General features: G+C 57.2%; 17 protein-coding genes and 3 riboswitches. Of the genes, 7 read left to right on the plus strand and 10 right to left on the minus strand.

The window, feature by feature from the left end; all coding sequences use genetic code 11:
* The first annotated feature begins 139 nt into the window (after window positions 1-139).
* The gene (locus tag AC27VO_RS01305) at window positions 140-1,597 is read left to right on the plus strand and encodes a short-chain fatty acyl-CoA regulator family protein (protein WP_488665511.1); all 1,458 of its coding nucleotides are present in this window, start codon (window positions 140-142) and stop codon (window positions 1,595-1,597) included.
* 223 nt (window positions 1,598-1,820) lie between these two features.
* Here the strand turns inward: AC27VO_RS01305 and AC27VO_RS01310 are convergent, their stop codons facing one another.
* From AC27VO_RS01310 to AC27VO_RS01335, 6 genes are all read right to left on the minus strand, one after another.
* Window positions 1,821-3,668, minus strand: coding sequence for a TonB-dependent receptor domain-containing protein (locus AC27VO_RS01310; protein WP_488664899.1), 1,848 nt, complete (start codon window positions 3,666-3,668; stop codon window positions 1,821-1,823).
* 70 nt (window positions 3,669-3,738) lie between these two features.
* Window positions 3,739-3,980: riboswitch (cobalamin riboswitch) on the minus strand.
* Between the two features lie 128 nt (window positions 3,981-4,108).
* Window positions 4,109-4,357: a helix-turn-helix domain-containing protein gene (locus AC27VO_RS01315; protein ID WP_488664900.1), complete on the minus strand. Its 249-nt coding sequence runs from the start codon at window positions 4,355-4,357 to the stop codon at window positions 4,109-4,111.
* A 6-nt stretch (window positions 4,358-4,363) separates the two neighbouring features.
* A complete protein-coding gene (gene nrdF, locus AC27VO_RS01320; protein ID WP_488664901.1) occupies window positions 4,364-5,323 on the minus strand; it encodes a class 1b ribonucleoside-diphosphate reductase subunit beta in 960 nt (319 codons plus the stop codon).
* Between the two features lie 27 nt (window positions 5,324-5,350).
* Window positions 5,351-7,483, minus strand: coding sequence for a class 1b ribonucleoside-diphosphate reductase subunit alpha (nrdE, locus tag AC27VO_RS01325; RefSeq protein ID WP_488664902.1), 2,133 nt, complete (start codon window positions 7,481-7,483; stop codon window positions 5,351-5,353).
* A complete protein-coding gene (nrdI, locus tag AC27VO_RS01330; protein ID WP_488664903.1) occupies window positions 7,480-7,908 on the minus strand; it encodes a class Ib ribonucleoside-diphosphate reductase assembly flavoprotein NrdI in 429 nt (142 codons plus the stop codon). Before nrdI ends, nrdE begins: the two co-directional genes overlap by 4 nt.
* Window positions 7,909-7,916: 8 nt before the next feature.
* The gene (locus AC27VO_RS01335; RefSeq protein ID WP_488664904.1) at window positions 7,917-8,144 is read right to left on the minus strand and encodes a glutaredoxin family protein; all 228 of its coding nucleotides are present in this window, start codon (window positions 8,142-8,144) and stop codon (window positions 7,917-7,919) included.
* A gap of 167 nt (window positions 8,145-8,311) precedes the next feature.
* A riboswitch (cobalamin riboswitch) is annotated at window positions 8,312-8,546 on the minus strand.
* Between the two features lie 380 nt (window positions 8,547-8,926).
* Window positions 8,927-9,162: riboswitch (cobalamin riboswitch) on the plus strand.
* Window positions 9,163-9,229: 67 nt separating this feature from the next.
* Here AC27VO_RS01335 and AC27VO_RS01340 point away from each other — a divergent pair.
* The 6 genes from AC27VO_RS01340 to AC27VO_RS01365 all read left to right on the plus strand — a co-directional run bounded on the left by AC27VO_RS01340 (window position 9,230) and on the right by AC27VO_RS01365 (window position 17,908).
* On the plus strand, window positions 9,230-11,110 hold the full coding sequence (locus AC27VO_RS01340) for a TonB-dependent receptor domain-containing protein (protein ID WP_488664905.1): 1,881 nt from the start codon (window positions 9,230-9,232) through the stop codon (window positions 11,108-11,110).
* Entirely contained in the window at window positions 11,110-11,955 is an 846-nt protein-coding gene (locus AC27VO_RS01345; RefSeq protein ID WP_488664906.1) for an ABC transporter substrate-binding protein, read from the plus strand. The genes AC27VO_RS01340 and AC27VO_RS01345 overlap by 1 nt, the downstream gene beginning before the upstream one ends.
* Entirely contained in the window at window positions 11,942-12,502 is a 561-nt protein-coding gene (locus AC27VO_RS01350; protein WP_488664907.1) for a hypothetical protein, read from the plus strand. The genes AC27VO_RS01345 and AC27VO_RS01350 overlap by 14 nt, the downstream gene beginning before the upstream one ends.
* A 219-nt stretch (window positions 12,503-12,721) precedes the next feature.
* Window positions 12,722-13,309, plus strand: coding sequence for a hypothetical protein (locus tag AC27VO_RS01355; protein ID WP_488664908.1), 588 nt, complete (start codon window positions 12,722-12,724; stop codon window positions 13,307-13,309).
* A gap of 97 nt (window positions 13,310-13,406) precedes the next feature.
* Window positions 13,407-15,884 (plus strand): heavy metal translocating P-type ATPase, encoded by a 2,478-nt coding sequence (locus tag AC27VO_RS01360; RefSeq protein ID WP_488664909.1) that lies wholly within the window; start codon window positions 13,407-13,409, stop codon window positions 15,882-15,884.
* 239 nt (window positions 15,885-16,123) lie between these two features.
* Window positions 16,124-17,908, plus strand: coding sequence for a sensor histidine kinase (locus AC27VO_RS01365; protein ID WP_488664910.1), 1,785 nt, complete (start codon window positions 16,124-16,126; stop codon window positions 17,906-17,908).
* 126 nt (window positions 17,909-18,034) lie between these two features.
* On the opposite strand, the gene AC27VO_RS01370 is transcribed toward AC27VO_RS01365, so the two are convergent.
* The 4 genes from AC27VO_RS01370 to AC27VO_RS01385 form a co-directional block, all read right to left on the minus strand.
* Window positions 18,035-20,050, minus strand: a complete 2,016-nt coding sequence (locus AC27VO_RS01370; protein ID WP_488664911.1) for a hypothetical protein — start codon at window positions 20,048-20,050, stop codon at window positions 18,035-18,037.
* 138 nt (window positions 20,051-20,188) lie between these two features.
* Window positions 20,189-20,893: a riboflavin synthase subunit alpha gene (locus tag AC27VO_RS01375; protein WP_488664912.1), complete on the minus strand. Its 705-nt coding sequence runs from the start codon at window positions 20,891-20,893 to the stop codon at window positions 20,189-20,191.
* An 87-nt stretch (window positions 20,894-20,980) separates the two neighbouring features.
* Window positions 20,981-21,382 carry a diacylglycerol kinase gene (locus AC27VO_RS01380; protein ID WP_488664913.1) on the minus strand — a complete coding sequence of 134 codons (402 nt, stop codon included), beginning with the start codon at window positions 21,380-21,382 and terminating at the stop codon, window positions 20,981-20,983.
* A gap of 86 nt (window positions 21,383-21,468) precedes the next feature.
* The gene (locus AC27VO_RS01385; protein WP_488664914.1) at window positions 21,469-22,719 is read right to left on the minus strand and encodes an aminotransferase-like domain-containing protein; all 1,251 of its coding nucleotides are present in this window, start codon (window positions 22,717-22,719) and stop codon (window positions 21,469-21,471) included.
* Between the last annotated feature and the right edge of the window lie 40 nt (window positions 22,720-22,759).

Below are 22,759 nucleotides of genomic sequence, written 5' to 3' on the forward strand. Positions count from 1 at the left end.
TTTTGATCTGCCATACTTCGCAATCTACGCAGTTGCTTTACACAGCGATAGCACTGAATTAGCGAAACATTGCGAAGAGAAATTCGCCAATTTGCAAATTTTGCGAATTTCTCTAGCCATAAAACAGGGAGACGCTGAGATGGCCAAAACTTTCATGGGGGTGCGACTGCGTAGCCTGCGTGCCGAGCGCGGCATGACGCAAGCCGCGCTGGCGCAAGCACTGGAGCTATCGCCCAGCTACCTCAATCAGATTGAGCAGGACCAACGCCCGCTGACCGTGGCTGTGCTGCTCAAGATCCACAAAGTGCTGGGCGTCGATATTCAGCAGTTTTCTGAAGATGAAGAAGCACGCCTGCTGGCGCAATTGCGCGATGCCATGGCCACGCTCCCACAGCCTGAAGGTGCTGTACCGCTGCCCGAGTTGCGCTCAGTGGCAGCCAAAATGCCGCAGCTAGCGAAGGCACTTCTGGCCATGCACCAGCGTCACTTGGCAAACGAACAGAGGCTGGAGGCATTGACGGTACGCTTGGGCGACAACCGCGCGGAGATGGATGACGGCAAACCGCTACTGGCAGAGCCTTTGCAACAAATGCCGTTTGAGGCGGTGCGCGATTTCTTCTTTGGCCACCGCAATTATTTTGATGCGTTGGATCGTGCAGCCGAAGACCTGGCAGCCCAGGCCCATGAGCACGCAACCACCCAAGGCGGCAACCAGATTGATTGGTTGAAATTTCGCCTGCACGCAGCGCACCAGGTTGTGGTCTTGCGGGAGACTCACAGCAGTGCACAAGCCGAGCCTCACCACCGACGGTTCGATGCTGCGGCGCGCACCTTGTATGTGGCGCCACAGCTGCGCCCTGCGCAGCAAGCCTTTCAATTGGCAACGCAGTTGGCGCTGTTGGAATTTGATGTCCTGATAGACGACATCTTGAAGGCCATGCATTGGCAGGATGAGGCCACGCGGCGCTTGGCACGTATGGGTCTGGCCAACTATGCAGCCGGCGCTTTTGTACTGCCCTACGGTGATTTTTTACAGGCTGCGGAGAGCCTGCAGTACGACATTGACCTGTTAGAACGTCAATTTGGTGTGGGGTTTGAAACCGTATGCCACCGACTCTCGACCTTACAGCGCGCAGAGGCTCCAGGTGTCCCATTTTTCTTTGTGCGTGTGGACCGCGCCGGAAACATCAGCAAGCGCCAATCGGCCACCCATTTTCACTTTTCTAAGACAGGCGGCACCTGCCCGCTTTGGGGTGTTTATGAGGCATTTTCACAGCCTGGACATATCGTCCCACAACTGGCATCCATGCCCGATGGACGTGTTTATCTGTGGATTGCTCGAACCATCAGTCGAGCGGGTCATGGTTGGGGCGCACCTGGAAAAACTTTCTCTATCGGCCTCGGATGTGATTTGCAACACGCGGCACGGCTCGTTTATTCCAAAGGCTTAGATTTGCGCAATGTGGATGCTGCAATGCCCATCGGTATGGGTTGCAAGGTGTGCGAGCGCATCGCCTGCCCGCAGCGTGCTTTCCCCTTTGTGGGTAAGCGATTGAGCGTCAATGAAAATGAGAGTGGGTTTGTGCCTTATGGATAAGTGTTCATGCATCGGCACAGGCCATCTGTGAATTTTGAGATGCAGCTTTGAATTGACCTGAATCGACCAGCTTTTCCTAGATAGCTGCTAGTCCCACGGAATGCATCTCTCAAATGCTGCTGTCGCAAGATGTCATTCCGTGAGGCTGCAAGCCCCCAAGGGGCAACCAGGGAGGGTCAAAGTGACATGGCTGTAGTCACTGCCTCCCTTGGTATTCAACGCCCTATTGCGGCATCCACTTCACACCCAGCCATAAGGTTCGACCGGCTGTCGCGTAGCCCTTGGCATACTCATAGTCATGGTTGAAGGCGTTATCCAAACGTGCAGTCATGAGGAAGTCTTTTCCGAGTTGGCGAGACGCAGACAGATTCCACAACGCGTACCCGGTTAGATTCTTCTCAACACCCTCTTTATCAAATCGGCTGCTGGCTGCTTGTACTTCTGCACCCCAGGTCCAATCTTTCCACGCTGTATCAGCGCCCAGCGTGGCATATCGCTGTGATCGACGTTGCAGGAAATTTCCGGTTTTGGTGTTTCTTGGGTTTTGGAAGTCTGCAGAGGCATACCACCGGACTGGGCCTGTTCGCCACTGCGCTGCCAAGGTGATGCCTTCTAGCAAAGCTTCATCGACATTCAGGTAGCAACCAGTGGCAGCGCATGAGCCTTGACCAGACTGGAAAGCCACAAGATTCTTGACTTGGTTGCGGTAGGCGGTTGCACTGAATGAGCGATCGTTCTCACTCCAGCGCAAGCTCACTTCTGTGTTGCGGCTCTTCTCTGGCTCAAGGCTTGCATCGCCGTTGGCGCCAAAACGCTGAATCAGCGTTGGCACACGGAAACCTGTGCCGACCGAGGCGGTGGTCTTCCAGTTCTCGGCAAAAGCCCATCCGTAGGCGATGGTAGCGGTTTGTTTTCCGCCAAAATCGCTGTCTTGGTCATAGCGAACGTTCATTTGTACCGAGTGGGCGTTCCAGCTGCCCGCATAGCCCAGTCCTATCGCATTTTGCTGGCGAGAACGCTCCAGACCTTTCAGTCCGTTGTTGTGCAAAGTATCTTCACGACGCTCCAGCATGGCGGAAAACAAGCCCAGGGAGGTGGAAAGCTCATTGCTCACCAAATAATTGCGCAAATTTGTTTTGGCAAAAAATGGGCTTTTAGCGATTGTTTCGTAAACAGCTCTAGATTCGCTGACCGCCACGTGGGTTTTAAATTTTTCTGTCCATTGGCTGTCCCATTGCAAGCCATAGGCATCTAAATTGCGGATGGCCCAGTCTTCCTGATCCGAACGATTGTCATAACCAGCTTTGGAGTCACTGGTCAGCGCTGTCACGTTCAAGCGCTGTGCGTCACTCAGCTGCAGTCCAATGCGTGCATTGGCTGAGTTGAGCAAATAGCCATCTTTGTCATGGTTTTTTCCAGTGGGTTGACTATCAAACCCATCACTTTCTGCATAGGACATGCCGACGGCATAGTCCCAGTTACCGGTGCCTCCGCTGAAGCCCGCAGTGCTTTTGAGCGTCTGGTATGTCCCTCGGCCGATGGATACATAAGGTTTGAACCCATCTTCGCCACGCTGTGTGAAGATTTGTATGGCTCCTGCCATTGCATCTGAGCCGTAAACAGCGCCTGAAGCACCGCGCAGAATTTCAATGCGCTCAATGGCGTCAAGCGGGATGGACTCCCACTGTGCACCACCTGATCCGTTCTGCGCATCAATGCGAATGCCATCGATATACACAGCCGTGTGTTGCTTGTTGGCTCCGCGCAGGAACATCTCTGTGGTGCTGCCAGCTCCACCTGTTCTTGTGATTTGAATGCCAGGTACTTTGGCCAACAGATCTTCGATGGAAGATGCGCCACTGCGCTCGATGGTGGCGCGATTCACGACGGTGATATCTGACAGTGCCTCGGATAGATTTTGCTCGTAGCGCGTGGCAGAAACCACGACTTCAGGCATCTCTGCCGCCAGCGAAAAAGCTGCAGGCATCAGGGTTAAAGCAACAGCTGCGCTGACAGGGCGCACAGCCAACGACAAAACAGCGCGAAGGCGCTGTTGTTCAATTCTCTTCATGGGAAATTTTGAAAAATTCGCCCGACTGACCTCCCCGTCAGCGATGGGCAAACAATATTTGAAGGACTCTTCAAACGAAACTTCGTTGGCCGGTATACGGGCTGGTCTGGCACTCCCTAGCCTTCCCATTCGCAAGTCAGACTTGCGCACAGTGGCGGATCAGAGAGCGGCTCTTTCAAAGAGAGAACATGGACTCACCGTTGCGGGGACAGCGCAGGCTAGATCACGCCTCGTCAAGGCGTTTGCACTCTGCTTCCCGTTTAACTGCACTGTCAGAATGACAATGCGGGCACCAACGAAACTAGATTTTCTGTCTGAGTGAGGCCATACAGCTGTTTTATGAGCTGCGGCATTGGCAATGCATTGCCACGCGATGGCTCCTCAGACCGACAAGGGGAAAGCCTGCAAAAGGCTCTCCCCTTGAACTCCTTGCAACAGCGTTAGCTTTTTGCGCACACCTCTGCATCTTTGATTGGGTTGCTCACATAAAAAGCGAAGAAATCTGCCTGCGTAATGGAAAAAGCCCGTTCGAGCTTCTCCATCAATGGTTTCTTCATCGGTTTTTTGTCAGTTTCTATATCTTTCAGATACTGACGATCTACTCCAATTGCCTGAGCCAGCTGAATCTGGCTCATTCCCCTGCTTTTACGGAAGGTCGTTAGCACAGGGCCAATAAAAACCGCTTGCATACTTGATCAGAAGTTCCAGTCCTCGTCTTCAGTAGCAACAGCTTTACCGATCACGTAAGAAGAGCCAGAACCTGAGAAGAAGTCGTGGTTCTCATTGGCGCTGGGGCTCAGTGCAGCCATGATGGCAGGGTTCACTTGGCACATGTCATTGGGGAACATGGCCTCGAAGCCCAGGTTGCTCAGCGCCTTGTTCGCGTTGTAATTCATGAAGCGTTTGACGTCTTCGGTCAGTCCAACGGGGTCATACAGCTCTGCGGCGTAGTGACACTCCATTTCGTACAAGTCGTACAGCATGGCATAGGCTTCCGACTTGATAGCTTCCTGCTCTTCGGCAGGGAGCTTGGCAAATGCCAGCTGGAACTTGTAGCCAATGTAGTAGCCGTGCACGGCTTCATCGCGAATGATGAGGCGAATCAAATCGGCAGTGTTGGTGAGCTTGCCGCGGCTGCTCCAGTACAGCGGCAAGTAAAAGCCGCTGTAGAACAGGAAGCTCTCCAGGCATACCGATGCAATTTTCTTTTTAAACGCATTTTCTGTTGCGTTGTACTCTTGCAGGATGAGCCTTGCTTTCTTTTGAAGCCAGGGGTTTTCTTCAGACCAGCGAAAGGCTTCATCAATTTCAGCAGTGGAGCACAGTGTCGAGAAGATGGACGAATAGCTTCGTGCGTGTACGGCTTCCATGAACGTGAAGTTCGATAGCACGGACTCTTCATGCGGTGTGACAGCATCTTGCATCAGCGAAGGCGCGCCCACTTGGTTTTGAACGGTGTCCAAAAGCGTCAAGCCGGTGAACACTCGAATGGTGAGTTCTTGTTCACTGGGGCGCAGCGTAGCCCAGGAGGGGATATCGTTCGAGAGTGGAACTTTCTCAGGCAGCCAGAAGTTGGCGGTCACGCGATTCCAGATCTCCAAATCTTTCTCATCGTCCAAACGATTCCAGTTGATGGCTTGAGTAATGAAGGTCATCTTTGTACTTTCTTGACGGTAGAGGGCTCAGAGGGTGCAGGACACGCAGGCCGACGTCACTTCCGTGCCTTCGAGTGCCAGCTGGCGCAGGCGGATGTAGTAGATGGTCTTGATGCCCTTCTTCCAGGCATAGATTTGGGCTTTATTGATGTCGCGTGTCGTAGCGGTGTCCGGGAAGAACAACGTGAGTGACAAGCCTTGGTCCACGTGCTCTGTGGCAGCTGCATACACGTCGATGATGGCGTTGGGGCCCACTTCATACGCGTCGCGGTAATACGCCATGTTTTCGTTGGAGAGAAACGGAGCGGGGTAGTACACGCGACCAATCTTGCCTTCCTTGCGGATCTCGATACGCGAGGCAATCGGATGGATGGAAGAGGTGGAGTTGTTGATGTAGCTGATCGACCCTGTGGGTGGAATGGCCTGCAAATTGCGGTTGTACAGGCCGTGAGCCATTACGTTCGCCTTCAGCTTTTCCCAATCGGCGCGCGTAGGTAGCTGCACGCTGTTCTTGGAAAACAGGGCTTGTACGGTCTCTGTCGTAGGCAGCCAGTCGCGGCAGGTGTACTTGTCAAAGTATTCACCGGTGGCGTACTTGCTGTCTTCAAACCCTGCAAAGCGCTGTTTTTTCTCCTGTGCCAACAAGCATGAAGCGCGCAAGCAGTGGTAGGCCACCGCTGCGAAATAGACACTGGTGAATTCCACTGCAGCCGGGCTGTCGTAGTGAATTTGCTCACGTGCCAGGTAGCCGTGCAGGTTCATTTGCCCCAGGCCAATGGCGTGGCTATCGTCATTTCCCTTGCGCACCGAAGGCACGGAGTTGATGGCACTCATCTCTGACACTGCAGTGAGCGCCCGAATCGCTGTTTCCACAGCAGCCCCTAAATCGCCACCATCCATTGTGGTGGCGATGTTGAGCGAGCCGAGGTTGCACGAGATGTCGTTGCCAATGTGTTCGTAATTCAGGTCTTCGCTCAGTGTGGAAGGCGTGTTGACCTGCAGGATTTCTGAACACAGGTTAGACATGTTGATGCGACCAGCAATCGGGTTCGCACGGTTCGCCGTATCTTCAAACAAGATGTAGGGGTAACCGGACTCGAACTGGATTTCGGCAATGGTTTGGAAGAACTCGCGTGCCTTGATCTTGGTCTTCTTGATGCGTGGGTCGTCCACCATCTCCTTGTAGTGCTCGGTCACCGAGATATCGGCAAATGGCTTGCCGTAGACACGTTCCACGTCGTACGGCGAGAACAGGTACATGTCCTCGTTCTTCTTGGCCAGCTCAAAGGTGATGTCGGGGATCACCACGCCCAGCGACAGCGTCTTGATGCGGATCTTCTCGTCCGCGTTTTCGCGCTTGGTGTCGAGAAAACGCATGATGTCCGGGTGGTGGGCGTTCAGATACACAGCACCTGCACCTTGGCGCGCACCCAGCTGGTTGGCGTACGAGAAGCCGTCTTCCAGCAGCTTCATCACGGGAATCACTCCGGAGGACTGATTTTCGATACCTTTGATTGGAGCACTTAACTCACGCAGATTACTGAGCAACAGAGCCACGCCGCCCCCGCGTTTGGAAAGCTGTAGTGCCGAGTTAATGCTTCGGCCGATACTTTCCATGTTGTCTTCCAGGCGTAGCAAGAAGCACGAAACTAGCTCACCACGCTGTTTTTTTCCGGCGTTCAAAAACGTGGGTGTGGCGGGTTGAAAACGCCCTGCAATGATCTCTTCCATTAAACGCATGGCAAGTTTTTCATCACCGCGTGCCAAGGCCAGCGATACCATCACCACCCGGTCTTCAAAGCGCTCCAGATAGCGTTTTCCATCACGGGTTTTAAGGGTGTAAGCGGTGTAGTACTTGTAGGCGCCAAGGAAGGTGGGAAAGCGGAATTTTTTGCCAAAAGCCGCTTTAAAAATCCGCTCAATAAACTTGGGAGAGTACGCGTCCAGTACCTCTGCTTCGTAGTAATTTTGCGAGCGCAAGTAGTTCAGTTTTTCTTCCAGCGAGTGAAAGAACACGGTGTTCTGATTCACATGCTGTAGAAAGTATTGGCGTGCGGCCTTGCGGTCGGCATCGAACTGCAGTTTGCCTTGGGCATCAGGCAAGTTCAGCATGGCGTTCAGGGCGTGAAAGTCCAATTCAGTAGGGGTGCTCAGGTTCATCGCAAAGCTTCTCGGACAGTAGGTAAATTGGAAGACAGAAAATGCTGGTCGATATGGCGCAGACGTTGCCAGTCCGTGGGCGTTCCGGCCATTTCCACACGTAGCAGCAGGGGAACATCGCATTTGCGGGCAATCACGTCGCCAGCTTGAGCGAAGGCAGCGCCAAAATTGCGATCCCCGCAGGCCACCACTGCGCGTAGCCATTGACGACGCTCTGGCGCATTCAAAAAACGGATCACGGCTTTGGGTACTGCGCCGTTGCCTTGGGCATCCCCAAACGACGGGGTGAGCAAGACAAAGGGCGCTGTAATCTCAGGCTGTGCTTCTTCGGGGGTGCGTGGAATTCGAAGTCCTGACAGTCCCGCTTGTTGAAGGAGCCGCGCTGTATTTCCAGTTTTGGAAGAATAAAAAACCCAGCGAGCCATGATCGGCCTTAAGCCGTGGCTGCCAATGCGGCTAAGCGGTCTGGGCGAAAACCACTCCAGTGTTCATCGCCCGCTTTGACCACGGGGACTTGGCGGTAGCCCCATGTTTGCACTTGAGCTGCGGCTTCCGCGTTCTGGGAAACATCAACGACTTCGTAGGCCAAGCCTTGGCGATCCAAGGTGCGCGCTGTCATCGTGCATTGGGGGCAATGGGGTTTGGAAAAAAGAGTGATCATGAAGCCTTCAAGCCCTGCTAGACAGTGGCACGACAGGTTTCTGATAGCTAAAGACGCAGGTCGCGGCACACGGCGCAAAGCAGGTGTACCTAGCTGGTTGGTCCAAGAAAGCATATGCAGCCACCCAGGCGTCCCCGCCTGTACGGTTGATGAAAAGCCAAGAACGTGTTCTTGGCTGCTTGTTGGCCGGTATCCAGACTGGTAGGCACAGGTAACACGCCTTCCCAAAGCCGAGGCTTCAGTGGCTGCTTGTGTTACCGCGCACTGCAAAAAAACTGCAATGCACCTCACTTACTGTTGCGGGGGCAGTTCAGGTTAGCCTCGTCGGAACAAGGCCTCCTGATTCTCGTTTAACCCTAGCTTGAGAACTCACGCTAGTGCACCAACAAGATGAATTCTATGCGCCAAAACTTTTTTGAAAACCAGTTTGGGCAGCCATTGATCGCTGACTTGATCTGTCAAAAAGTGCTAGGAGCTTGCTTCAAGCATTTCACTTTTTCTTGCTCTTCAAGCTTGCTTCCCTTGGAATTACAGTGCCTTAGATCGAGGAGGCCGCTTCTCTTTGGGCTTCGCTTTGTCATTGTTTTGTTTTGTAAATTCAAAAAAAGATTGACATAAACACTCCGCAGCCAAGGTTATGCGGGATTGTGTGGATAGGGTCGTGCACGTTTCTCGTGGATGTGTTTGGCGCCCAATTGAAATTGGCACCATGTAAAAAATGGGCTGTGGTTGAACTACTACGGCTACCAGCTTGGAGGCAGCATGAAGTTGCCTCCAGCCTTAGAATTAACCCGCTTTCTGGTGCTCGCGCGGTCTTCCCTGGCCGCGCAGTTAAACGGGAAACATGAGAGGGTGCGCGCTCTTCAGTGCGCCACCTTGCATGTACTGCCCCCGCAACAGTGTGTGCACGGGTCGTAAGACCAGCCTACCTTGCTACAACCACTGAAGCTTTTGGCTTTGGGAAGGTTTAGGTAGTCGGTGCACCAGTCTGTAGACCGGCCGGAAATGGTTCGAAGAAGCTGCTCCGCACTCTTCGGTTTTTTGTGACGCACTTGCGGGGACGCTGTGCGTACAACTCAAGAAATATGACTATCCACACCTCCATCTTGCATGGCGCAGCTGTGCGCCAGCCTGCACGTTTTGCATGGGCAGCCATTGCCATTGCTGCTGCGTCGACAGCGCATGCGCAGAATGATTCAGAAAAACGGTTGAATACCACGGTTGTGACCGCCACACGATCGGAAACCAAGTTGGATGAAACCTTGGCTGATGTTCGGGTGATCACTGCTGAGCAAATCTCTAACCTGGGTGGACGCTCCTTGGCAGAAGTGCTGCAAAGATTGGCAGGCGCCCGGATGACCAGCAACGGCGGCCGTGGGCAAACGCAGGGCATCAGCTTGCGTGGTAGTTCTCAAGTGATTTTGTTGGTAGACGGCGCGCGCTTTGGCTCTGCCACAGCAGGAGATCCTTCATTACAAAGTCTGCCCTTGGAGCAAATCGAAAGAATCGAGGTTGTGCATGGGCCGGCATCCGCTCTTTATGGCAGCGATGCTATTGGTGGCGTTATTCAGATATTCACGAAAAATGGCAAGGGGCATGGAAAAGCATTGACCCCAAGTGCATCGACCACTTTGGGCAGTCGTGGCTATAAAGATGCTAAAGCAGGACTGATTGGTGAGCAGAAGGGGTGGAATTACAGTCTGAACGTCGCACGTGTCGTTGATCCCGGTTTTTCAGCCAGCAATAGCAAAATCGGGTCATATATATTCAATCCCGATGTTGATAAATTCAACCAGTCATCCGTAACGGCCAGCCTTGGATACGCATTCAACGACACATGGCGTCTGGACGGGAATTTCATGCAAGCAGATGGCTTCGCAGAATCTGACAACGGGGCAGCAGCACAGTCTTGGCTAGATTCAGATGCTGGCACACGTGCTTTGAAGCTTTCCGGCGCATTCACCCAGGAATGGAAAACTTCACTGAGCTATTCGCGTGCCTTGGACAAACAATGGAATCGTGATTTGGATATTGCTTCGGCAACTTTGAGTAGCACAACATATAACACTCGCCAAGATGAGTTCAAGTGGGGCAATGAAATCAAGACCGGTCTGGGTGTTGTTGTTGCAGGATTTGAGCGCTTAGAGCAAAAAATATCAACGACGACGGCCTTTGATCAGTCCGAACGCTCCACCAATGCAGCTTACGCTGGATTGAATGGTGCGTTGAATGCGCATTCATGGCAGGTGAATATCCGAAGAGATGATAGTTCCCAATATGGGGTTTACAACACATGGGGCGTGGCGTATGGCTATGAACTCTTGCCCAACCTGCGTGTGCATGCAAGCCGTGCCAGTAGTTTGAAGGCTCCAACATTCAACGATCTTTACTACCCAGGCTTAGGGAATCCTCTGCTGCAACCAGAAGTTGCACACGGCAATGAGTTGGGGGTTGACTGGAGCATCGCCTCTCATCACTTCAAGCTTGTTGGGTTTGACAACAAAGTGGAGAACTTGATTGCATGGGCGCCTATTGCACCTGGTAGCTGGACTTGGAAGCCAGCCAATGTGAATCAAGCGCGCTTGAAAGGCTGGTCTCTGCAGTACCACCTTAATCAAGATAGCTGGAATCTGAACGCCAACTATGAACGTCTTAGCGCTCGAGATGGTGATGGTGCCGTACTGATGAACCGGGCCAAGCACCAAGTTTCTATTGCGCTGGACAAGTCATGGGGGGCTTGGAAGTTGGGTGCATCCGCCTTGTATGCGAGCGAGCGCCAGCGCTCAGTTTCTGAGACGCTAGCGGGCTACACCACCATGGATGCCTATGCCGAGTACCAGCTCAATAAAGATTGGGCGTTCCAAGCGCGTATTTCCAACTTGACGGACAAGGTGTACGAGACGGCTTATGGCTACAACCAACGCGGTCGCGCTGGATACCTGACCCTCAAATGGACGCCTAAGTAATGTCTTTGCTGCGCGTCATCAGCGCAGCTTCCCTCTTGGCCCTGTCTGTTCTTACGGAGCAGGCATGGGCCAAGACAGGGCGCATCATTTCTTTATTGCCTTCCGCCACGGAGGCTGTTTGTGCTTTAGGGGCTTGCGATCGTTTGGTCGGCGTTGATGATTTCTCTCTGGATCCCGCCAGCGTACGGGGGCTACCCCGGTTGGGTAAAACTTGGCAGCCCAATATGGAGTCGATTCTGCAGTTGCAGCCTGACTTGGTATTGATTGGAAATGTTCCCCCTGTACTCCAAAAGTTGCAAGCCTTGGGGTTGAACGTGCAGAGGGTGGATGCAGTCACGGTTGAGGAAGTGCATGCGGTCTTGCATAAGCTGGATGGCTGGCTAGAGACGCAACATGCATCTGACACCATTCGCACAATGCAAAGCAGGTTGCTGGCGCTTGCGCATGAAGCTGCGCAACTACCGGCACAACGTGTTTACCTTGAGGTGGATGCCGTCATGTATGCAGCCTCACCGGCTTCTTTCATGGGGCAATTGTTAGCGGCTTTGGGGGCGAAAAATATTGCTGCGGGTAGCGCAACCCTCTTTCCCAAGCTCTCACCCGAGTATGTGGTGCAACAAGCACCGGATCTCATTATTCAAACCTACGCACAAAGCACAATGACCGTGCACCAGCGACCTGGGTGGAAAAAGATTCAGGCGGTGAAGCACAAACGCATTTGTCGGCTGACAGCAGAAGAGCGCCGGATCACCACACATCCTGGCCCTCGCATGGCAGAAGCTGCAGAGATTTTTTTGCGCTGCATGCAAATGCCATTTGCAAAGGAACACTATGAAACTCAGTAAAAACTGGGATGAAGTTTGCTACCCCTTCATCCATCAAACCTCTTACCTCTGCGACTTTGAAGTCACCACCGATGAGTTATGCGCCCTGATTGGCAGTGCTGTTGCCGCGAGCACGAACGATATGGCAGACATTCGTCAGGATTTGGAAGATTTGCAGCCATTGGCCTTTCATATCAACGGCTCAATTCGTGGTCGCTTGGCGGTGGAGGAGTCCGACCAGCAATGGCTGCTTGCCAAATTGCATCACTATCGTGCCGAAGTGGGTGACCGTGAGCATGTTTTTGTCTTGCCGCGTGGCGCAGCACCCGTTCCACAGCTGCATCAAGCGCGCTCCTCAGCCAAGAAAGCGATTCGTTGCATGGTGCGTGTGGAGGAGGAAGGTGGCAAAGAGGTTCCTGATATTCTGCCCCGCATGTGCAATACCCTGTGCAACTTATTCTTCGTGATGACGCTGGCTATTAATCAACGAAGAGGTGTTCAGGAAGTTCCGTTTGAGAGCAAGAGTTATGGCAGTCCGGCCAGAAGGTCCGACACTGCTTCTTCGTGAAGCTAGAAAACGCTGCTTGATTCACTCAGCTCGGGTACGCCGTCAACCGACGCCAAGTGACTGACTGATTGGTTGCGGGCGGTCAGTACGGGGTGTCGGCTCATAGCGCACCATTGGGTTGTGGCATTGCACGTGGTCGTATTGGCTTTCATGCGCTCTGTGGCAGCTTTGCAGTGAACTCGTTAGAGTGGCGCACGAATCTCCTCCCGAGCTGTTGTCATGCCCCGATCCCCAGTTTCTTTCCACACAACACCAGATAGCTTTGACGCCTTCTTGCAGCCGCAGGATGTGGAGCAGATCTACATTGTCTTGTCGCTGGCCAAACAAGCCTATGCCAATGACTTGGCGCAGGGCGTGAAGGCGCTGCAGGCTTCTCCCGCTGAATTTGCACGCCGCGCGGTGGCACACCAAGATCGCATTGCGCGGCGGCATTATGGGATTGCAACGCTGTTTGGTGTGATCGTGCTGGCCATGGTCTACGTGATCTATCAGGCCTTCTCCACCCCGGGTGTGGGTGTGCTTGGCATTGTTCTGCCTGCCGCCATGGCGGGCTTCGCCTTATGGCGCATGGAGCGCTCGGTTTACCGAGGGCGCCAGGGCAATCTGATGTTGCTGCGCTTGCTGGATATGCTGGATGGCCTGCCTTACAGCTATCAAGCTGAAGCATTTGTGCAGTGGGGTGTGCAACATCCTGCGCTGGCGCAGGTGGCGCAAGACTGGGCGGCCCCTGAGGGGATGGCGCTCAAGCATCTGGTGGCCCTCAAGTGGCATGAAATGGAGCTGCGTACGCCGATGGCATTGCAGTAGCCAGCGAGACTGCGCAAACGCTTGATCAAGGCTGCCATATGGCAGCCTTTTGCTTTGCAGGGCGGCATCCAAGGGATGAAAGACGTACATTGGAGCCATGATTGCACCGCTCTCTTCGGATTCTTCTGCTGTAGTGTTGCCCATTGAGGGTATGACTTGCGCTTCCTGCGTGGCGCGCGTTGAACGGGCTTTGAAGAAAATTCCCGGGGTACACGATGCCAGTGTGAACCTGGCTACAGAAAACGCCAGCATTCAATTCAGCGCAGCACCCGATGTTCCTGCCGCTATGGCCGCGATTGAGGCCGCAGGTTACACGGTGCCCCAGCAAACGCTGGAGCTGCAGGTGCAGGAGATGACGTGTGCCTCATGTGTCGGGCGTGTAGAGCGGGTGCTGCGCAAGCAACCAGGTGTATTGCAGGCGCAGGTGAATCTGGCCATGGAGCGCGCCAGCGTGCTAGTGGCAGGGCATGTGGATGTGCAGGCACTGACGGCTGCAGTGGCCAAGGCGGGCTATCCCGCCCAAATGGTGGCCAATACAGCCGCAGCAGCAACAGGCCGTGGCGCTGTCGCCGAACGGCATGCACAGGAAGGCCGGCAGCTACAACGCTCTTTGTGGGTGGCAGCAGTGCTGGCCATACCCGTTTTTGTGCTCGAGATGGGCGGGCACATTTGGCCCGCATTTCACCACTGGGTGCACACCCATATCGGTATGCAAAACAGCTGGCTGTTGCAGTGTGTGCTGACCACGCTGGTTCTGATCGGTCCCGGGCGCCGTTTTTATGCCAAAGGCATTCCAGCTTTGCTGCGTGGTGCGCCGGATATGAATTCTCTGGTCGCTGTGGGAACCGCGGCGGCATACGGCTATTCGCTGGTCGCCACGTTGGCACCCCAGTGGCTGCCAGCGGGCAGCACGCATGTGTATTACGAGTCTGCCGCAGTCATCGTGGTATTGATTTTGCTGGGGCGTTGGATGGAAGCTCGCGCCAAGGGAAATACCTCGCAGGCTATCCAGCAACTGGTGCAGTTGCAGGCCCCTACCGCCTACGTGGTGCGTGATGGGGCCGTACAGGAGGTAGATATCGCACAGGTGCGTGCAGGTGACGTGCTGGAAGTGCGTCCTGGTGCACGCATTCCTGTCGATGGGGTGGTGCTGGAAGGTCGCAGCTTTGTGGATGAATCCATGATCAGCGGGGAGCCTGTTCCCGTAGAGAAAGTGCCGGATGCGGTGCTGATTGGTGGCACGGTCAACCAGCAAGGTGCGTTGCGCATGCAGGCCGACAAAGTGGGGACTGATACGTTACTGGCCCACATCATTCGCATGGTGGAGCAGGCGCAAGGCAGCAAGCTGCCCATCCAGGCGGTTGTGGACCAAGTCACCATGTGGTTTGTGCCTGCGGTGATGGCGGTGGCATTGCTCACATTTGCCGGTTGGATGGTGTGGGGGCCAGAGCCAGCGCTGTCGCTGGCCCTGGTCAATGCGGTGGCCGTGCTCATCATCGCCTGCCCTTGTGCCATGGGCTTGGCCACACCCACGTCCATCATGGTTGGAACGGGCCGGGCCGCGCAGATGGGGGTGCTGCTGCGCAAAGGGGAGGCGCTGCAGCAGCTGCGGGATACCAAGGTGGTGGCGGTCGACAAGACCGGCACACTCACCAAAGGCAAACCTGAGCTGACGGATGTATTGCTGGCGCCAGGATTTGTGCGCGCGCAGGTGCTGGCCCAGGTGGCTGCAGTCGAAGGTCAATCTGAGCACCCGATTGCTCAGTCGATTGTGCAAGGCGCCAAGGCCGAAGGCCTGGTGCTGCCCCGGGTGCAGGCCTTTGAATCGCTCACCGGCCTGGGTGTGCGTGCTGAGGTGGACGGCGTGCGTCTGGAGATCGGTGCTGACCGCTGGATGCAAACTTTGGGCTGCGACGTCACGGTGTTTGCGGCGGATGCGGAGCGCTTGGGGCGCGAAGGTAAAACCCCGCTGTACGCAGCCATTGACGGACAGCTGGCTGCCATGCTGGTGGTGGCTGATCCGATCAAAGACAGCACCCCTGCAGCGATTGCCGCATTGCATCAATTGGGGCTGAAAGTCGCCATGATCACGGGGGATAACCGCCACACCGCACAGGCCATTGCCCACCAGTTGGGAATTGATGAGGTGGTGGCCGAGGTGCTGCCAGGTGGCAAGGTGCAGGCGGTGCAGCGTTTGCAGGCCGCATATGGTGTGCTGGCGTATGTGGGCGACGGCATTAACGACGCCCCTGCGCTGGCGCAAGCTGACGTGGGGGTGGCTATTGGCACCGGCACAGACATTGCCATCGAGTCGGCCGACGTGGTGCTGATGTCGGGAGATCTGCAGGGCGTACCCAAGGCGATTGCCTTGAGTCAGGCCACCATGGCCAATATCCGGCAGAACCTGTTCTGGGCGTTTGCTTACAACGTGGCGCTGATCCCCGTAGCGGCGGGTGTGCTCTATCCAGTCAACGGTATGCTGCTCTCACCCATGTTCGCGGCGGGTGCCATGGCCATGTCCAGTGTGTTTGTGCTGAGCAATGCACTGCGCTTGCGCCGCTTTCAGTCACACTAGGCTGGCGTTACACACTGGCGGTTGAGCGAGTTTGGGCTTTTAACACTTCAAAAAAGATGGGGAGAGGGATGCAAGGCTGGTGGACACATGCTCTGCGCAACACCGCGCCCGCACCGCAGTGGCGCTGGATGCATGTGTGCGCTTGGTTGTGTTGCTGTCTGTGGTTGCACCCGGTCTGGGCGCAAACGCCGGCGGCGCATGCTTCTGGGCAGTGCACGATCACCGCGCCAAGCAGCGCGATGGCGCCCGAAACGGTTCCGGGCCAGCGCCCTGCAGCAGGCTGGCGTTCGATATCGCTGCCGCGCTCCATCGGCCACGATGCGTCCATGCCCCGGGGGGCTGTCTGGTTTCGTGTGCAATGGCAGCTCTCTTGTGCCGAGCAGGTGACGGATGCACTCGCGGTATTTGTGGCTGGCATTCACCAAGCGGGTGAGGTGTATTGGAACGATCAACTGCTGTGGCGCAGTCGCTCACAGGTCGATCCGCTGTCGCGTGGGGGGAATACGCCGCGGTGGTGGCCGGTTTGGGTGGCCGATGCACAGCAGCCGCAAACCTTGTGGGTACGTGTGGTCAGCGACGTGCCAGAGCACTTGGGGTTGGGGCAGGTAGAGCTTGGTGATGCGCAAGAGGTTGAGGCCCTGCAGCAGCACCGTTTCACACGGCAGCGGACGGGCTATGTGGTTTCCGGCGCTCTGGGTTTTGCCATTGCATGCGTTGCACTGGTGGTTTGGGTGTTCCACCGGCGCGAGAAAAGCTATTTCTGGCTGGGGTGCATGCAGGTGTTCTGGGTGCTGTATCTGAGCATTCTTTTGTCGCAAGAAACATGGCCGATTTCGAGTGCGAATGCGCTCACTGGGGTGTCGCTGTCTTTTTTGCTGGTGTATGCGCAATGTTTCTTGATGTTCACGCTGCGCTTTGGTGGCATGCACCATCCCTATATTGAAAAAAGCACATGGGGCGCTCTGACCCTGTGGCTGTGCTTGGTGCTCTGGGTAGGTGTGCCTTCCACGTACCGCAATCTCATCTCTCTGGCCTGGTGTGGGCTGCTGTTTGCGGCGACGAGCCTGTACTTCCAATGGCATGCATGGCGCACACGCAATCCGCTGCACTTGATGCTGGCGATGTGCTGGCTGGGGGTGCTGGTGGTGGGGGTGCATGACACGTGGTTTGCCATGCAGCAGTGGTACAACTTTGAGACGTGGACGGTATTTTTTGGTCCGGTGCTGGCGGTCATGCTGGGTGTGTTGTTGGGCTGGAAGCTGGCTGCAGACATGCGCCACATAGATGGATTCAACGCAGAGTTGACACAGAAAGTCGCCGAGGCACACAACCAGCTAGCGCAGTCGTTGGCACGCGAACATGCCCAGGCGCTGCAACACGCCAAAGTTCAGGAGCGTATGCAGCTGGCACACGATCTGCACGATGGCTTGGGCGGCACCTTGGTGCGATCCATGAGCATGATCGAAGCGGGTGACCAGCCGGTGGTGAAGGAGCACGTGCTCTCCATGCTCAAGAGCATGCGCGATGACTTGCGGCAAATCATTGATGCAGGCTCCGGCAGCGGCGCGCAAGTGCCCCAGAGCCCACCGGAATGGCTGGCACCTTTGCGTCACCGGGTGATGCGGGTGCTGGAAAGCCTGGATGTGCAAGCCCGCTGGGAGGTCGATGCGCACTGGCAGCAAGTGCCCAGTGCCACGCAGTGCCTGAGCTTGCTGCGCATTCTGGAAGAAAGCTTTGCCAACATCATCAAGCACAGCCAGGCGCAGCATGTGCATATGCGTTGCACGCAATCAGCTGGGGGACTGCTGCACATCACGCTGCAAGATGATGGCGTGGGGTTTGATATGCAAGCGGTACAGGCGGCCAATCTGAGTGTGGGCATGCGCAGCATGCAGGCACGTGCCCAGCGGATGGGCGCACATTGGCACGTACTCTCTGCACCCACGGGGACGGTGGTTGAAGTGCAGCTGCAGGTGTCCCCGGCGCATGCGGTGCAGGCTGCGGCAACGGCCGGGCACGATTGACCGGCAGCATGGCTGGTGCGGGCCAGAAAGGAGCGCGCTGCGTTGTGCTGCTGCCCGCAGCATTCATCGGTAGGGCGTTGCTGTCATCACGCTAGCAAGCGCCACATGCAGGCCCCACACCAAGCTTTAAGGCTTTTTGCTGGATGCAGATGCCGAAGGCGCCCACGCAGTCGCTGACCATTGCACCAGGGCATCGCCGCAGCGGCCCCAAAGCACCCGACCATCCGGGCTCCACTGCAGCTGGCGCAAGTCCCAGCACGTGTTCTTGTTGGCTTGCAGTGGCTGCGAAGTCCCGGTATCAAGTCTCCAGACTGCCGCCACCACGCCCTGGCGATTGCCGCCTAGAGCCAGGCGTTGGCCATCGGGCGATGCAGCGGCGGCCGGCAAGGCATCCAGACCCGGCAGCGCCAGCGAATAACGAACCTTGCCACTAGCAGCATCCACCACGTGCATGCCAGGGTTGCGCTGTGTGCCGTCCATCAGCACAAAGCCCACAGCCATCCAGCCGCCCCGGGCCGATCCTATGGGGGCAGGTACCCACTGCGCCATGCCCGTGTCATCGTGGGGGTCGACCGGCCCAAAGCGGCGCGGTAATGCAATGGTGCGCAGCAAGCGGCCGGTTTGCGTATCCAGCGCGCTCAGGCCGGCGGCATCTTCCACCCAGGTCTGGGGCACAGGGCCATCCCAGCGCACGGGTTTGATCTGGGTGTTGCCGGGGAATCCATGGTCCACCACGTCTTGGCGCGGTGCGCTCAGGCGGTGCGTGTATGACCAGGCATCCCCCGGTGCCGGTCGTGGCAGGCTGGGCGCCCATTCGCTGAAAGTGGCGCGCGGTTTGCCATATTGGTGCCGATAGGCCAGTGGCAGGCCGTTGCCATCCGGGGTGAAGCGCAGGTAGCTGTCCTGGGCCAGGGCGGGTGGATCGAATTGCAGCGGGTGCACGCTGAGCGTGGCACGGGCGACGTCGAAGTGCAGCAGCTTCTCACCTGCAATCAAGTAGGCGTTGTGCCCGCTGGCATTGGTCGACAGCAGTCTGCGGTGCACGTGCTCGGTGGGTGACTGCCACAGCGTACGCGGGGCATTGCCATCGGTTGGGGCCCATTGCAGCAGCGCAAACGGGTAGCCCTGCACCAGCAGCACACTGCCGTCGGCCAGCACTTGCATATCGGCCACGTCCCACTGGTTGCGGTCAATGGCCAGCACCTGCGTGGCGGGTAGGGCGGGCGCCTTGGCCGGGGCTTGCCATACTGGTTCAACGATGGCGGTGGTGGGGGCCGTGGCAGCGGCAGGCAGCCAGGCGCTGGTGCTGGCACCCAGCTGCACATTGCTGCCGGGCAGGGCTTGCAGGGCGTTGAACACCGGGGTGAACAGTGCGTCGGGCACGCTGCGCTGGCTCAGGCGTGCGGAGGGTCCGCTGCTCATGATGTTGAACTCTGCCAGACGGCGCGCCTGGCTGATCAAGCCGGCATCGGGGTTGGGCCATTCATCGGTTTGCTGCAGGCGGATGGCGGTGCTGGGGCGGCCCAGCACCGCGTCGAGCTGCATCACACGCACGTGCAGCGTGCTTTGCACGCGGCCCAGCAAGCCATGGCGCTGTTCGGTCTGGGCACTCCAGTGGCTGAATTCGGCGCTCAAAGCGGGCACCAGGTGCTTGTCGCGCTGGGACTGCAGAGTCCATTGGTGTTCTAGCCGGGCCAGTCGTGCGGGAACTTCGGTGGCCAGCAGTGCGCCATCGGCCACGGCTTGTTCCAGCGCAGGCAGGTGGGTTTGGCGCACCATTTGCTGCTTGAGGTCGGGCTGGCGTGCCATCAAGACCTGGGCCCACTCGGTGCCGACGGAGCCGTGGGACAGGCGCGCAGTGCTGGCCTGGCCTGGGAAGTTGCCCAGCGGTGCCAGCGCCTGCTGCACCACGGGCAGTACCTGGTTGAAGGGCAGGTCGACCACCATTTCCACGTGCTGCAGCAACTTCTGTTGGAACGTCAGTGCTGGCGCGCGCAGGGCCGAAGGCAGATCATCATTGCGTGCCTGTTGTTCTGGGGGCTGCATCTGCCAGCCCGCAGGTAAATCAGTGGCTTGCACGCTGGAGGAGAGCGCGGCCGTTGCCAGCCAGTACAAAGGTTTCCATCGCAAGAGGTGGTGCATGCATTGTCCTGTTGGCTGCGGCAGGCGTGGCACTGGAATGCAGCCTGTCTGCTAATTTCATAGCTGCAAGCGCTTGTAAATAAACGGTTTCAGATGGTTTTGTATCTGAAGTGCTTTGTTGGCAAGCGCAAGCTGCTCTTATTGATTGATTTTTGGCACGTCCACAAAGTCTTCCAGACGTAGGCCTTTTTCTTGCAGCAGCGCTTCCAGCACGGGCTGCAGGCGGCCCAGGCTGGCTTGCACGGTCTCGCGCACGGTGTCCACCACCACTTGTGTGCTGCGCTCGATCTCGATGTTCACCAGATCGCCCTCGCGCTTGTTGCCAAACACGGTCATGCGCAGGGTCTCGGGAATCAGCCAGACCTCAAACCAGCCTTCCTGGCGGTTCACCTCCGCCACCGTCAGGCTGGCGCCGTTGATAGCGATATAGCCTTTGGCAAATACATAGGGGCGAAATGCTTCGGGAATGCCAAAACGGATCTTGTGGTTGGTGTCGGTGCTCAGCACCTCCAGCACCGGTGCGGTGAAATCCACATGGCCCGACAGCGGGTGGCCGCCAATCTCGGCGCCATCCTTGGCGGCACGCTCCACGTTCAGCACATCGCCCACTTGGTACTGGCCCAGCGTGGTGATGTTCAGGCTCTGCAGCATCACATCGAACGTGGCGCGGGTGGGCGAGAGGTTCTCGGTCACCGTCAGGCACACGCCGTCGTGCGAGACGCTGGCGCCAATCGCCAGGTCCTGGCAAAAGCCTGCGGGAAACTCCATGGTGAAGGTACGCAGACCGTCCTGGTCGTGCAGCGCGGCAATCGTTGCCACGGCTTGGATGATGCCGGTGAACACGGGTGAAGCCCTCAATCAAACAGTCAAAACAAAAGTCTCTGGCGCAGTGTAAGGCGCACGGTGGCGCCGCCTGCCATTTATGGGCAATCAGGCCCCAAAGCGCTGGTACAGCGCTGCCGCCCAGACGCCACCGCACAGCAGCAGGCACAGCAGCACGGCGGCGCTGCCCATGTCCTTGGCTTTTTTGGACAGCGCATGCCACTCGCTGCCCATGCGGTCAATCGCCGCTTCAATGCCGCTGTTGAGCAACTCGGCCACCAGCACCAGCACCACGACGGCAGCCAGCACAGCGGTTTCTACCCAGGTTTGGCCCAGCCAGAAACTGGCCGGCAGCAGGAGCACGGCCAGCAGCACTTCCTGGCGGAAGGCCGCAGAATCGCTGAAACCCGCCACCAAGCCTTCCACGGAATAGCGCCCGGCATGCCAGATGCGCGAGAAGCCACGGCGTTGTTTTTGAATGTTCACGGGTTCGGTGGTGGGGTTGGGCATACAGCAGTCCAAAACAAAAAATCGGCACCAGCGGCTGGCGCTGTGCCGATTGTAGAAACTCTGCACCCTTGTGGGTGCACCCAGCGCTAGCTTTGTTGCGCCTGCAAGGCGGCGCGGCCCAGGCGCTGCACGGCCTCGGCCATGTCCTGCGCTTCGGTGGCTGCAAACGACATGCGCAGCGCATGCCGCTGTGCCGCATCGGGGTAGAAGGCTTTGCCTGGCACATAGATCACGCCATGTTCCACAGCTGCATCAAACAAGCGCTGCGGCGCAATGTGGGGGGCAATCTCGGCCCAGACAAACATGCCGCCGGCTGGCATGGTGCAGCGGATGGGCTGATCGGGCAGGGCATTCAAGCCTTGCACCAAGGCATGCATGCGCCGCTGGTATTCGGTGCGTGCGTGTTGCACGGTGGCGGTGTAGCGGCCACTGTGCAAATAGCTGACGGCCACCATCTGCGCCATGGGCGAAGTGCATAAATCCACGGTCTGCTTGGCCACCGCGCAGCGGCGCAGCAAGGCAGGGTCTGCCAGCATCCAGCCTATGCGCAGCGCAGGGGCCACGGTTTTGGACAGGCTGGACAGATAAATCACCGGGTTGCACCCGGCAGGGGCGATAGATTCAGCCATGCTGCGCAAGGTGGGCGGTGTGCTGCCGCCGGCGGCTTGCGCATCGGTAAAGTGCAGCTCGCCATACGGGTCGTCTTCCACAATCCAGAAACCATATTGCACCGCCAGCTGCACCAAGGCCTGGCGGCGCTGTGCGCTGAGCAGGCTGCCGCGCGGATTGGAGAAGTTCGGTACGGTATAGAGCAGCTTGGGCCGCTGTGCCGCAGGCAGCTGTGCCAGCAGCTCGGCCAGTGCATCGGTTTGCAGACCGTCCGCATCCATGGGTACGCCCATGATGTGGGCCTGCGCCAGGCGCAGGGCCTGCAGTGTGGCCGGGTAGGCGGGTACTTCCACCAAGACGGTGTCACCCGGCTGCAGCAGCACGCGCATCAGCAGGTCGAATGCCTGTTGGGAGCCGGTGGTGACCAGCACATCCTGCGCACTCGCCTGCATGCCGCGCGCCTGCGCTTGCTGCACCAAGGCTTCCCGCATGGCGGGCAAGCCTTCGGTCGCACCGTATTGCAGCGCGCTGATGCCCTGACTCAGTGCATGGTTGGCAGCCTGTGCCAGCCCTTGCGCATCCAGCAAGCTGGCGGACGGGTAGCCGCCAGCCAGCGACAGCATGCCGGGGCGACTCAGGTACGGAAACAGTTCCCGAATCGGCGAGCCCGCAGGCTCTGCAAACAGCGGTGCAAACGCCGCAAGTGGTGGGGTGGTGGTCGCGTTCATGCAAGCCTGCAGTCGGGTCAAGGTGGGCGGTGCTGGGGGG

The sequence above is a fragment of the Comamonas sp. 14P8.1.4 genome, assembly GCF_057799285.1.